Origin of the sequence: Clostridium mediterraneense (assembly GCF_900091705.1) — a bacterium.
In the GTDB taxonomy this organism is placed as follows: domain Bacteria; phylum Bacillota; class Clostridia; order Clostridiales; family Clostridiaceae; genus Sarcina; species Sarcina mediterraneense.
Genome location: NZ_LT594785.1, coordinates 47,195 through 62,321 on the forward strand (window position 1 = coordinate 47,195; position 15,127 = coordinate 62,321).

The following is a 15,127-nucleotide window of genomic DNA, read 5'->3' on the forward strand; positions in this document are numbered from 1 at the left end:
TATTATCACTATTTCCAAATGTACTTGGTACTCCAGTTACTTTTTCACCATTCCCATTAGTTATATTAACTATATGATAACCCTTTGGAATATCAGGAATATTTAATCCTGTGTTACTTCCTATCTTACCTGTTTTTGAAACTGATGGTACAACCTCATTTCCTTTATTATCAATAACTTTAACTGTATCTGTTGGCATCTTATCTATTGTATATACAATAGTTTGATTATCCTTGCTTTGAACAGTTGGAACTTCGTTTTGTGAAACTTCTTTTCCGTTAACAGTTATCTTTGTAATTTGATATCCGTTTGGTAAATCTGGAATAGCTGTATCAACTTTAGCTCCTTCTAGATTTGTAGTTGTCTTGTTTGCTACTACTGGCTTTCCATTTGGATAAAATTCTTCAACTGTTGTTATTGGATTCTTAGCAATATGATAAACAATATTTTGGTCATCATTTGTAAATTTACTTGGTACTCCAGGTTCTATTGTCTTATTGTTATCAGTAACATTTACAATATGATATCCTTCTGGTATTTTAGGAGCTTTAAGTCCTGTATCTGTTCCAGAAACCCCAGTTACTGAAACTTCAGGTATCACTGGTTGATTATTTTCATCAACTACCTTTACTGTATCTGTATATTTTTGTACAGGTTGCTCTGGTAATTTTGAAATTACAAATTTAATATGAGTAATTCCTGAATTTTGTAATATACCTACTGTCTTAAACCAATCTGGAGTTACGACTTTTCCATTGACTTCTATCTCATCTAATTTATATCCTAGTTCCTTCATTTCTTCAGCATTAGTTGCTAAATCGACTTTACTTTGTAAAGCCTTAGGTGTTAAATCCCAACTTCCATCATTATCTGGACCATGTCCAAATAATTCTTGTAATGAATGACCATCAACATTCTTTGTTAATTCTTGTTTTGTTAACACTCCAGTTGGAGTTACTACTCCTGAAATCCAAGTATAATTTAAATTTTCACATGGTGGAGTAATTGTAACAACATTACTTGTTGAACCAATATCATCTGTCATATCATAATACTTAAATGCTGAGTTAATTAGTTGATATTTTCCTTTCTGAATTCCTCCTAATTTAACTTTATATTGCATTGTAAAATCTTGTCCACCTTGTACTGTTGGAGTTGCTACATACCCAACAATATCTGATAAATTGGTCTGTCCAGGTACATACTTTATCCAACCACTTTTAGGATTTTCAATATATGACATTTCTCCATTTAATTTATTAGCATCTGGTGATTCTAGTAATTCACGATTAGTTGAGTTTAAAGCTGATTTAGGTAATACCCAAGTTGGTACTCCATTTGTATCTAAAGTCTCTAATGTAGTATTTAATCCGCCTTGACTAACTGCTCCATCTTGACCAGGTAAATTATCACTTCCATTTACAGGTATCTCTCCAACAATCATATATTGTTTTGTAATGCTATCTTCATTATGAATCATATCAGTTAATGTCGTCTCATTATTACTATTTAATGGAGTGGAACTATGCATACAATCAGTTTTTGCCGCTCTAATAATGTCTATTTTTGTGTGGTATATTGTTTGTGGAGGAAGTCCTCCAGCTACAACACTATGATTGGCTATATCATTATAGTTATACTCTAAACCTTGATGTCCATCTGGTCCAACCATTTTTGCACTAATATCTAAATTATTTATCTTATCTGGATTTATATACTGTGCGTTAAATGTAACATTAGGAGAGTCGCTTAAATTAACTTCCCACCCTTCTGGTATATTAACTATTAATTTATCTCCATCAATCTTATAATCACTAGGGCTTAAATTATCCCACATTAATTGTACACCACCAATTAATTTAAATGGTGCCCCCATATTAATTACCATTTGAGACTTATTTGTGAAAGTAAGTTGTGGACCACTTCCAAATCCTGTTACTTGAGCATTAAACATATGTGGTTTATCTAACCAACTAACACCAACCTTTTCAATGGTATTTTGTGAACTCCCACCAAATGGATTATCTACTGAAACCCCTGTATAATCATGAGCCATAACAGCTCCTGATGAAATTCCATGTGAATATCCTGTGTATCTTGTATCTGTAATTTGTGAAATATAATTTGAATTAATTACTTCATCTGTATAATTATTAGGAGGCGACATCATAAACCCTGCGAATTTACCATCTCGTATTAAAACACCATCCTGCTTTGCTTTACCCTGTTCTATTTGTGATTGCATAGTTGAAAGTTCAGTGTTACTATATTTTCCCACTAAGATTCCTAATGTATACGTTCTTGAAATTACCCTATTATTAACACCTCCTGTTGGAGCAGTTATATAATTTCCTGTTATTTTTAGATTTGATTTTGAATCATAAACTCCAGCTGCCACTACAAAATTAACTGAAGGTAGTGGCTGCCCATTCGACATCATCTCTGATATCTCATTTGCTGTATACATTGTACCAATACCATTCATTTCTCCAGTAGCTATTTTCCAAAGAATTTGTTCCTTTTGTTCAGCTGTTCCACTTTTTAATATATCAACCGTATTTTGGTTTAAATTATAATAACATTGAGCATTTTGTGTATATGCACTAATTATTTTACCAAAATCAGAAAACAGAACTTGACCATTTGTAATTAATGAACCTGTTAATACATCATAAGTTCCTTTTAATCCAGCATCTATTGTTGTACCAAAAAAAACATTATCAAAACTAGACATATTACTTAAATCACTACTCTCTGTTGTAGAGAACTGTTGCATATTAATAGGATTCCCCTTAGTAATCAACTCATTTTGTATTACATTTGCTTTACCAACCTCATATTGATTTGTTGTAGCAGCCGTTGCATCTACACCTGAAGGACTGTTAAAAGTTTCATTAACCGGTGTCACATAAATAGGCTGTACAAATCTATTATCTGTATTTGTTGTAATTTTAAATAATTTTTGTACTCCATCCATCAACTTTCCAGATATTGTATAAGTACCATTAGGATTAGATACTAAACCTGGAACATCTAAAGGTGTTATAGTAAAATTTTGACCTTGAGTATATATCTTAAATGTTATACTTGAAGGTTTACTATTATTTACATTATATACTCCAGAGTTATTATTAAGCGTATTATTATTAAAGTTTAAGCTCACGTACTGTATATGTGGTTTTGACTCATCCGGTGTTACCTTTACATTAGGAGCTACATAGTTTAAATAATGCTTTGTTAGTTTAATATCTGGAACATTTATTGGAATTGTCTTCGTACTACCATTTACATCTATATGAAGATCTATATTTGGTATCATATTTACATCCCAATCAGCTTCTCCTATTTTAAATGAAGCTGTTATTGTAAATGTAGATGTACTGTCTAAATTAGTTAAATTTTGTAAATTAACATTTAGTGAATCAAGCATATTTGTAATTGCTTGTTTTTCTTGTGGCGTTTCTGGTTTACCATTTGTTACATATTTAGCAGTTGGATTTGCTGAAAGATAGCACTTTGATATATTATAAAGCTTACCTGATTTACTTCTTAGCGATACAGATATTTTATATGTTATCACTGTACCTGTTGTTGCTATATTCCCTGTTGCAGGAACATTATTTTCAGGTATATATTTATCTGTATTACTTGAAGCACCTAATGCAGTTTTAGAAATATTTACATTTGTAACATTTACTTGTAAGTCACTGGGACTAATTTTTGTTGTACCAGATGTATTAGTTAGCATAGTTGTCTCTTTTATTTTATTATTTACTTTGTTACTACTGGTATATCCTGTGGATGCCATAGAAACTATACTAGTCATAGTAGCCATAGCTACAATAGATTTTAATTTATTACTCTTCATTTATTTCCTCCTTAGTTAGGTTAATATTTATAACAAATAATCTAAATTTATACAGTAGAAATTATTTTTTAGTTTAAAAAATTTTTATAATGAAATCAAACGTAAATATTAACATTTCCGTTTCTGTATTATTACTTTATTAGTACAATCTAGTAACATTATTAAATCCATATCAATAACTAATATTTTTTAATAATTATTATATAGTCTTATATCTTTAATATTTATTACAATTTCCACCATATTAATTATGATGTTGTTAGATAAATTTTTATAAATAAAACAAACATAAATTATCCAATAGAACACAGTAAACTAGATAACTACTATTTAATACACAATTATAAAATAGTACTAATAGACATATGTTAGTAATAGCAGAACAAATATCTTAATAAAAAAAACTAGTAAGATAAATTATCTTACTAGTTTTTTTTATTATTTTTTATTATACCTTCTATTATATTTTTAAACTTATTTAAATTTCCATCATAAATAACAATATTTATATTCATTTCTTTAGCTCTATGAGAAATAGTACTCTTTAGTGGTTTTTTAGTTGCCACAAGAATTTTAATAACATTTTCTCCACCTAATTGACTTGCATATACATTAAGCTNTCTTCATTTCTTCAGCATTAGTTGCTAAATCAACTTTACTTTGTAAAGCCTTAGGTGTTAAATCCCAACTTCCATCATTATCTGGGCCATGTCCAAATAATTCTTTTAATGAATGTCCATCAACAGTATTATTAAGTTCTGCCTTTGTTAATTCTCCAGTTGGAGTTGTAACTCCTGAAATCCAAGTATAATTTAAATTTTCTCCTGGAGGAGTAAGTGAAACTATATTACTTGTTGAACCAATATTATTTGTCATATCATAATATTTAAATGCTGAGTTAATTATTTGATAAGTACCACTATCAACTCCACCTAGCTTAACCTTATATTGCATCTTAAAGTCTTGTCCACCTTGTATTGTTGGAGTTGTTACATATCCAACAACATCTGATAAATCAGTCTTTCCAGGTATATATTTTATCCATCCATTGACTGGATTTTCAACATATGCCATTTTTCCCTTTAAATTATTAGCATCTGGTGAATCTAATAAAGCTTGATTAGCTGCATTTAATGCTGATTTAGGTAATACCCAAGTTGGTGCTCCATCAGTATCTAAAGATTCTAACTTAGTATTTAAGCCACCCTGGCTAACAGATCCTTCTTCACCTGGTAAATTATTAGCTCCATCTGTTGGTAGTTGTCCAACTATCATATATTGTTTAGTTGAACCATTTTCATTTTGAACCATATCTGTTAATGTTGATTCATTATTGCTATTTACAGGGGTTGAACTATGTTGACAATCGTTATTTGTAACTCTTGCTATAACTATCTTTGTATGATATTCAGTCTGAGTAGGTAATCCACCTGCAACTACACTATGATTTGGAATATTATTGTAATTGTATTGTAGCCCTTGATGTCCATCTGGTCCAACCATTTGCGCACTAATATCTAAAGGTTTAATTATATTATTAGGCTCAGTATATTGAGCATTATAAGTAACAGTTGGAGTATTAGATAAATATACTCCATATCCCTTTACCATATTAACTACTAATTTATCACCTTCAATTTTATAATCACTAGGACTTAAATTTAGTCCTCCTAATTGAACAGGTCCAATTATTTTAAAAGGTGCTCCCATATTAATCACCATTTGAGAGTGATTTGTAAAATCAGCTTCTGCTCCACTTCCATACCCATTAACTGCTGCTGCGAAGTTATGTGGCTTATTTAACCAACTAGCATTAACTTGATTAACAGAACTTCCAAAAATGTTCCCTAAATTATCTACCATAACATTTGTATAATCTCGAGCTGTAACTACACCTGAGGATAGACCATGTGAATATCCTTCATATCTTGTATCTGTAATCTGATTTATTCCATCAGCTTGAACCTTTTCATCTGTATATGAATTTGGAGGTGACATCATGAATCCATCAAACTTACCATCAGTAGTTATAACTCCATCTTGACTTGCCTTTCCAGACTCAATTTGTGAATCCATAGTTTTAAGTTCATCTGGTGTATAATTTCCTTGAAGAACCCCTATTGTATAAGTTCTTGAAATTACTCTATTATTAATTCCAGCTGTTGGTGCTGTTATATAACTTGAACTTATATTTAATTTTGAACCATTATAATCGGCTTCTGACATTACAAAATTAATATTTGGTAATGCTTTATTTGCATTTATCATATCTGTCATTTGACTAGCTGTATACATTTCACCAATACCATTCATTTGCCCATGAGCCATATCATAAAGTATTTTTTCTTTTTCTTGTGCTGTTCCATTCTTTAATATATTAACTGTACTTTTATTTAAACTATAATAAGTTTGATCATTATTTACGTTACTATTTTGCATATTATATAATACAACTTCACCATTTGTAACTAATGAACCTGTATATACTTTATACTTTCCATGTAACCCAGCATCTATTGTTGAGCTATATGTAACTTTATTATTATTTGTTCCTCCACTCATTTGCTGAGTAGTACCTGTTACAGATGATTGTTGCATATTAATAGCATCTGAACTATTAGTTAATTGATTTTGTGATACTGTTATACTTTCAGGTATATAATAATTAGTTGTCGCAGCTGATGCATCAACACCTGAAGGACTTGTAAATTTTTCCCCTACTGCTTCAACAGTTATATCTTTTATAAATCTATTATTGGTAGTTGATGTAATCTTAAATAGCTTATTCATTGAACTAGCTAAACTACCTTGAATTGTATATGTACCATCAGCATTTTTAACTAATCCTGGAACATCTAAAGGTGTTATTTTTAATTCATCTGGATCTGGGTTAACTATCTTAAATGTTACATTTTTCACCTTACTATTGTTAACATTATAAACACCGGGATTATTAACAGCAGTTGTATTACTGAAGCCTACATTTAAATAATGAACATGTGGATTATTAGCATCTGAATCTAGAGATAAATCAGGCTGTATATAATTAGTATATGCTCTTGTTAACTTTATATCTGGAGCATTGACTGGTATAGTTTCTTGTTTACCATTAGCATTAATATGCATTTTTATATTAGGTATTAAATCCATATCCCAGTCTGATTCTCCAATATTAAATGAAGCTGTTACTGTAAATGTTGATGTACTATTAAGATTTTTTACTTCTCCTAATTTTACATTTATTGCACTAAGTATCTCTTTAGCAGCTTCCTGTTCTTGAGTTGTTTCTGCTTTACCATCTGTCATATACTTAGCAATTGGATTAGCTGTTAAATAGAAATCTGGTACATTATATAACTTACCTGATTTACTTCTTAATGTTACTGAAATATTATATGTTACTATTGTACCAGCTGTAGCGATATCTCCTGTTTTTGGTACATTATTTTCTGGAATATATTTATCAGTATTACTTGGATTATTAGCAAGTGTTTTTGTAACACTAACATTTGTTATATTAACTTGTAAATCATCTGGACTAATTTTTTCTGGTGTAGATGTACTAGCTAATAATGTTGTATTTTTCCCATTATTATTTGTGTTATTACTTACATTACTACTCTGATAACCTGTAGATGTCATTGAAACTAAACTAGTCACAGTAGCCATTGCTGCAAGTGATTTTAATTTATTACTCTTCATTTAGAGTTCCTCCTTAATTATATTCACCTATATAATAAAAATTTAATTCTATATTAATTTACTTCTTAGTCTAAAAAAGCTATAAATTTTTATATATAAAAACTTATAACTAAATAATAAATTTTAAATTTGTTATTCTAATATTAAAAGATATTATTCCATAAAATCAACTATATATATTAACATTTTTATTTTTTTATTTTCAATTTATTAATATTGTTCAATAATATTTAATAATATTATTAAATGTATGTCAACATTTAACATTTATTACCATTAATATATTTTATGGAATTAATAGAATATTTCTTGAAATTACTATTTTGATAATACAATATTATAATTCATTCTACATATCAAGTAATAACTTTTATCTGTTAATAGTTTTTTTTAATATTTTAGTAAATAAAAAATACTCTTTTTTGAAAAATTAGAAACAATTTATTAACAATACTTTATCTAAATAAATTAAATTAATAAATTTAAAACTAAAAAAAATCTATTTATCTGATAAATATAAAAATTAATATCAATACATTTATTTAAATCTATATATCATATTAAATTAATATTATGAGAAATAGATGAATTTTTCTAACTTATATGCTTAAATATAATAAAAAACAGAATATAGGAGGCAACAAATGATAAAAAGAAATTTATTAGGAACTTTTATTCTTGCTACAGTAGTTGCTGGAAGTACTTCTAGTGCTATAACAGCACAAGCTACTCAAAATTACACTATAAAATATGAAGCTAATGACTGGAATAATATTTCAAGCGAAAATCCAAGTCAATTTGATAATCCTCCAGTAGACCCTAATGGTGTATTAGAGAGAATGCCAACTACATATTTACAAACAAAGTATGGGAAAATGGAGATAATTCAATTAGAACATGGTTATGAAACTAAGAATTTAACTAACGCCAATGCCCCTATACTTTATACTGGTACTGTAAATAATATATATAAGATTAATGGAACTGTAGATTTAAATGCTCTTTTAACTCCAAAAATAATGAATGCAAATGGTCAGGAAGAAAGTGGAACAATTATATTCCCCAATATAGATACTTCAAAAGCTAACTTTGGTGCTAAATATATTGAAGCTATAGATGCTAATGGAAATGTAACAGTAGCTCCTTTCATTTATAATACAGTAGATTNTAACTGTACTTTTATTTAAACTATAATAAGTTTGATCATTATTTACGTTACTATTTTGCATATTATATAATACAACTTCACCATTTGTAACTAATGAACCTGTATATACTTTATACTTTCCATGTAACCCAGCATCTATTGTTGAGCTATATGTAACTTTATTATTATTTGTTCCTCCACTCATTTGCTGAGTAGTACCTGTTACAGATGATTGTTGCATATTAATAGCATCTGAACTATTAGTTAATTGATTTTGTGATACTGTTATACTTTCAGGTATATAATAATTAGTTGTCGCAGCTGATGCATCAACACCTGAAGGACTTGTAAATTTTTCCCCTACTGCTTCAACAGTTATATCTTTTATAAATCTATTATTGGTAGTTGATGTAATCTTAAATAGCTTATTCATTGAACTAGCTAAACTACCTTGAATTGTATATGTACCATCAGCATTTTTAACTAATCCTGGAACATCTAAAGGTGTTATTTTTAATTCATCTGGATCTGGGTTAACTATCTTAAATGTTACATTTTTCACCTTACTATTGTTAACATTATAAACACCGGGATTATTAACAGCAGTTGTATTACTGAAGCCTACATTTAAATAATGAACATGTGGATTATTAGCATCTGAATCTAGAGATAAATCAGGCTGTATATAATTAGTATATGCTCTTGTTAACTTTATATCTGGAGCATTGACTGGTATAGTTTCTTGTTTACCATTAGCATTAATATGCATTTTTATATTAGGTATTAAATCCATATCCCAGTCTGATTCTCCAATATTAAATGAAGCTGTTACTGTAAATGTTGATGTACTATTAAGATTTTTTACTTCTCCTAATTTTACATTTATTGCACTAAGTATCTCTTTAGCAGCTTCCTGTTCTTGAGTTGTTTCTGCTTTACCATCTGTCATATACTTAGCAATTGGATTAGCTGTTAAATAGAAATCTGGTACATTATATAACTTACCTGATTTACTTCTTAATGTTACTGAAATATTATATGTTACTATTGTACCAGCTGTAGCGATATCTCCTGTTTTTGGTACATTATTTTCTGGAATATATTTATCAGTATTACTTGGATTATTAGCAAGTGTTTTTGTAACACTAACATTTGTTATATTAACTTGTAAATCATCTGGACTAATTTTTTCTGGTGTAGATGTACTAGCTAATAATGTTGTATTTTTCCCATTATTATTTGTGTTATTACTTACATTACTACTCTGATAACCTGTAGATGTCATTGAAACTAAACTAGTCACAGTAGCCATTGCTGCAAGTGATTTTAATTTATTACTCTTCATTTAGAGTTCCTCCTTAATTATATTCACCTATATAATAAAAATTTAATTCTATATTAATTTACTTCTTAGTCTAAAAAAGCTATAAATTTTTATATATAAAAACTTATAACTAAATAATAAATTTTAAATTTGTTATTCTAATATTAAAAGATATTATTCCATAAAATCAACTATATATATTAACATTTTTATTTTTTTATTTTCAATTTATTAATATTGTTCAATAATATTTAATAATATTATTAAATGTATGTCAACATTTAACATTTATTACCATTAATATATTTTATGGAATTAATAGAATATTTCTTGAAATTACTATTTTGATAATACAATATTATAATTCATTCTACATATCAAGTAATAACTTTTATCTGTTAATAGTTTTTTTTAATATTTTAGTAAATAAAAAATACTCTTTTTTGAAAAATTAGAAACAATTTATTAACAATACTTTATCTAAATAAATTAAATTAATAAATTTAAAACTAAAAAAAATCTATTTATCTGATAAATATAAAAATTAATATCAATACATTTATTTAAATCTATATATCATATTAAATTAATATTATGAGAAATAGATGAATTTTTCTAACTTATATGCTTAAATATAATAAAAAACAGAATATAGGAGGCAACAAATGATAAAAAGAAATTTATTAGGAACTTTTATTCTTGCTACAGTAGTTGCTGGAAGTACTTCTAGTGCTATAACAGCACAAGCTACTCAAAATTACACTATAAAATATGAAGCTAATGACTGGAATAATATTTCAAGCGAAAATCCAAGTCAATTTGATAATCCTCCAGTAGACCCTAATGGTGTATTAGAGAGAATGCCAACTACATATTTACAAACAAAGTATGGGAAAATGGAGATAATTCAATTAGAACATGGTTATGAAACTAAGAATTTAACTAACGCCAATGCCCCTATACTTTATACTGGTACTGTAAATAATATATATAAGATTAATGGAACTGTAGATTTAAATGCTCTTTTAACTCCAAAAATAATGAATGCAAATGGTCAGGAAGAAAGTGGAACAATTATATTCCCCAATATAGATACTTCAAAAGCTAACTTTGGTGCTAAATATATTGAAGCTATAGATGCTAATGGAAATGTAACAGTAGCTCCTTTCATTTATAATACAGTAGATTTTAAAACTAGCTTACATATAAATAATGAAGATGAATTAAAAAATATATCATTAGATCAAATTTTAAATGGTCCTACAACTGATTTAAAACCTTATATCGCAAACTATGAAAAAGGAAGCAATAAAATAATAGTTGGTGTAAGTAGAGGCATGGCTTCTGCTAGACAAGAAATAGACCTTACTATTGGTAATGAAAAGCCTAAAGTAATTACAAAAGATATTACTAATCAAGATGTAAATAAACCCGGAACTATAAGCTCAGCTACTAATCAAGCTCCACCAACATTAATTAAAATTTTAATAAGTAAGTGGACTTATATAATAGTTGGAATAATACTTATTTCAATAATTAGCTTTTTTTCATTTAGAAAAAAAGATTAATTAAATATTAGATAGGAGGTAATAACATTGAACAAAAGAAGAGCTAGAATAGGAATAGTTTTAATAATAATAGTTATACTTGGACTATTCTCAATATATAAATATCTGAATTTTTCATATAATACATATTATAATTCAACTCTAAATATACAAGGAAATAATTCAGCAATAGGTCAGCTTGAAAACTTAATTAACGGTGAGAAGTGGAAAAAACCTATTGATGAAATGGGTAATTTAAAGCAATATTATGATGAAGCACATAAAGTTAATCCTGGTGTTGTTGGATGGATTTTTATAGATGGAACAAATATAAATTATCCAATAGAACATGGTAAACCAGATGATTACTATTTAACACACAATTGGAAAGGCGAACCTTATTGGAATGGAAGTATCTTCTTAGATCATGCTAATTCAGGATTTGATAATGTTTCACTTATCAATGGTCACAATATGTTAAATGGTATAATGTTCTCTCAATTAATGAATTTTAAAAATAAAGAATTCTTCGATGCAAATCATAAAGTTTATATTTATGAAGGAGCAGAAAATAAATTAGCTACTTATCAAGTTATAGGTGCATTATATTGTCAACCTGATATCTCATTACAATTAGGTAATTTAAGTGAGGACCAAATGAAGGCAGAAGTATCTAGATTATTATCTAAATCTATGTATGGTATGAAGCCTTATAATGGAGGTAAAGTGCTTCTTTTAAATACATGTCTTTCAAATGGAACAGGTGAACATATATTAGTAATTGCTGAGCAAATTAATTAAAAAAATTAAAATAAAAAAAGCTGATTTCAGTATTTAACTGAAATCAGCTTTTTGGTTTAACTTAATATTTATAACATATATTTAACTTATATTAGCTAATAAAATAATATTGAAGTTAGTAAAGCTTTTTATAGTTCATACGATATGCTATATCTTTCCTAAGAATTATTTAATTATTTTCTTTTTCTCTTAAAGATACTCATAGCTAAAATAGCTCCCATTAATCCTGCTAATGCTCCAGCTTCTTTAGCCCCATTATCTTGTGATTGACCTACTCCAGTATGAGGTAAAGTATTTATAGTTTTGCTTGAATTAGAACTATTAGATACTTTATTTATATCATTACTATGATTTGCTGTAGTCTTATTTACATCATGATCTACTGGTTTTGTTTTATCACCATTATAATTTTCTGGTGTTGTCTTATTACCATCATGATTTACTGGTTTTGTTTTATCACCATTATGATTTTCTGGTCTTGTCTTATTACCATCGTGATCTACTGGGTTTATTTTATCACCATTATGATTTTCTGGTCTTGTCTTATTACCATCGTGATCTACTGGGTTTATTTTATCACCATTATGATTTTCTGGTCTTGTCTTATTACCATCGTGATCTACTGGGTTTATTTTATCACCATTATGATTTTCTGGTCTTGTCTTATTACCATCGTGATCTACTGGGTTTATTTTATCACCATTATGATTTTCTGGTCTTGTCTTATTACCATCGTGATCTACTGGGTTTATTTTATCACCATTATGATTTTCTGGTCTTGTCTTATTACCATCGTGATCTACTGGGTTTATTTTATCACCATTATGATTTTCTGGTCTTGTCTTATTACCATCGTGATCTACTGGGTTTATTTTATCACCATTATGATTTTCTGGTCTTGTCTTATTACCATCGTGATCTACTGGGTTTATTTTATCACCATTATGATTTTCTGGTCTTGTCTTATTACCATCGTGATCTACTGGGTTTATTTTATCACCATTATGATTTTCTGGTCTTGTCTTATTACCATCGTGATCTACTGGGTTTATTTTATCACCATTATGATTTTCTGGTCTTGTCTTATTACCATCGTGATCTACTGGGTTTATTTTATCACCATTATGATTTTCTGGTCTTGTCTTATTACCATCGTGATCTACTGGGTTTATTTTATCACCATTATGATTTTCTGGTCTTGTCTTATTACCATCGTGATCTACTGGGTTTATTTTATCACCATTATGATTTTCTGGTCTTGTCTTATTACCATCGTGATCTACTGGGTTTATTTTATCACCATTATGATTTTCTGGTCTTGTCTTATTACCATCGTGATCTACTGGGTTTATTTTATCACCATTATGATTTTCTGGTCTTGTCTTATTACCATCGTGATCTACTGGGTTTATTTTATCACCATTATGATTTTCTGGTCTTGTCTTATTACCATCGTGATCTACTGGGTTTATTTTATCACCATTATGATTTTCTGGTCTTGTCTTATTACCATCGTGATCTACTGGGTTTATTTTATCACCATTATGATTTTCTGGTCTTGTCTTATTACCATCGTGATCTACTGGGTTTATTTTATCACCATTATGATTTTCTGGTCTTGTCTTATTACCATCGTGATCTACTGGGTTTATTTTATCACCATTATGATTTTCTGGTCTTGTCTTATTACCATCATGATCTACTGGGTTTGTTTTATCACCATTATGATTTTCTGGTCTTGTCTTATTACCATCGTGATCTACTGGGTTTATTTTATCACCATTATGATTTTCTGGTCTTGTCTTATTACCATCGTGATCTACTGGGTTTATTTTATCACCATTATGATTTTCTGGTCTTGTCTTATTACCATCGTGATCTACTGGGTTTGTTTTATCACCATTATGATTTTCTGGTCTTGTCTTATTACCATCGTGATCTACTGGGTTTGTTTTATCACCATTATGATTTTCTGGTCTTGTCTTATTACCATCGTGATCTACTGGGTTTGTTTTATTACCATTATGATTTTCTGGTGTATTCTTTTCTACATTATAAATTGTTGTGTTATCACTATCTCCAAATGTCTTTGGCACTCCGGTTACTTTTTCACCATTTCCATTAGTAATACTTACTACATGATAACCCTTTGGAATTTTCGGTGTTTTAAGTCCAGTTTCTGTGCCTGTTTTACCTGTCTTTGAAACTACTGGTACAAGCTCTGTGTTATTATACATAACTTTTACGGTGTCAGTAGGCATTTTATTTATTGTATAAATAATAGTTTGATTATCCTTGCTTTGAACAGTTGGAACTTCGTTTTGTGAAACTTCTTTTCCGTTAACAGTTATCTTTGTAATTTGATATCCGTTTAGTAGATTTGGAATAGCTGTATCAACTTTAGCTCCTTCTAGATTTGTAGTTGTCTTGCTTGCTACTACTGGCTTTCCATTTGGATAAAATTCTTCAACTGTTGTTGTTGGATTCTTAGCAATATGATAAACAATATTTTGATCATCATTTGTAAATTTACTTGGTACTCCTGGTTCTACTGTCTTATTATTATCAGTAACATTTACAATATGATATCCATTAGGTATTTGTGGAGTTTTAAGTCCTGTTTCTGTTCCTGATACTCCAGTTACTGAAACTTCAGGTACTACTGGTTGATTATTTTCATCAACTACTTTTACTGTATCTGTTGAAACCTTTCCTATTGTGTAAACAATTGTTTGATT

Annotated in this window: 5 protein-coding genes; 2 read left to right on the forward strand and 3 right to left on the reverse strand. The window is 28.6% G+C overall.

The genetic code is table 11. The features are described 5' to 3' along the window. Both BN8917_RS14320 and BN8917_RS14555 read right to left on the reverse strand, forming a co-directional pair. Positions 1–3,868 (reverse strand): MucBP domain-containing protein (locus BN8917_RS14320; RefSeq protein WP_159426722.1); only part of this gene is annotated, 3,868 nt, incomplete at its 3' end. A 425-nt stretch (positions 3,869–4,293) separates the two neighbouring features. Further along, positions 4,294–4,434, reverse strand: a complete 141-nt coding sequence (locus BN8917_RS14555; protein WP_207644759.1) for a hypothetical protein — start codon at positions 4,432–4,434, stop codon at positions 4,294–4,296. 6,272 nt (positions 4,435–10,706) lie between these two features. Here BN8917_RS14555 and BN8917_RS02300 point away from each other — a divergent pair. Both BN8917_RS02300 and BN8917_RS02305 read left to right on the forward strand, forming a co-directional pair. Continuing rightward, positions 10,707–11,609 carry a hypothetical protein gene (locus BN8917_RS02300; RefSeq protein ID WP_066870091.1) on the forward strand — a complete coding sequence of 301 codons (903 nt, stop codon included), beginning with the start codon at positions 10,707–10,709 and terminating at the stop codon, positions 11,607–11,609. A gap of 27 nt (positions 11,610–11,636) precedes the next feature. Then, positions 11,637–12,389 (forward strand): class B sortase, encoded by a 753-nt coding sequence (locus BN8917_RS02305; RefSeq protein ID WP_066870096.1) that lies wholly within the window; start codon positions 11,637–11,639, stop codon positions 12,387–12,389. Between the two features lie 173 nt (positions 12,390–12,562). Here the strand turns inward: BN8917_RS02305 and BN8917_RS02310 are convergent. Beyond that, the coding region (locus BN8917_RS02310) for a MucBP domain-containing protein (RefSeq protein ID WP_200754467.1) at positions 12,563–15,127 on the reverse strand (2,565 nt) is incomplete at its 5' end.

Bases quoted from the DNA above. Each gene is read 5' to 3' on its own strand.
- BN8917_RS02300 (WP_066870091.1), top strand. From the start codon at position 10,707: ATGATAAAAAGAAATTTATTAGGAACTTTTATTCTTGCTACAGTAGTT.